This is a genomic window from Pseudomonas persica (assembly GCF_900291015.1).
Taxonomy (GTDB): Bacteria; Pseudomonadota; Gammaproteobacteria; order Pseudomonadales; family Pseudomonadaceae; genus Aquipseudomonas.
Genome location: NZ_OLKL01000281.1, coordinates 1 through 248, shown reverse-complemented (window position 1 = coordinate 248; position 248 = coordinate 1). Strand labels below are relative to the sequence as shown.

Here is a 248-nt window from a genome sequence, read left to right as displayed (position 1 = left end):
TTTGGCAGGTGAGACTCTGGAAAAATGAAGCCGTTCGCCCATGAGGACATGCCGCTGGTCCTGCTTGGAGCAGGTGGGCATGCAAAGGTGCTAAGGTCACTGATCGATGTTTCTGGGCGAAAGCTCCTTGGCGTTTGCGATCCTAGTCTTGTCCATGCAGGCACGAGTCTCTGGCGAGGAGTCAAGGTGCTAGGAGGAGATGAAGTGCTCGATGGGCTCGACATCTCAAGTGTTGGGTTGGTCAATGG

The 248-nt window shown here is 54.8% G+C and carries 1 protein-coding gene; it reads left to right on the top strand.

Going from position 1 to position 248, the window contains the following annotated elements:
• Positions 1–24: 24 nt before the first annotated feature.
• Positions 25–248, top strand: a 224-nt coding sequence (locus FQ664_RS27420; protein WP_474707161.1) for a PglD-related sugar-binding protein, incomplete at its 3' end; no start/stop codon positions are given.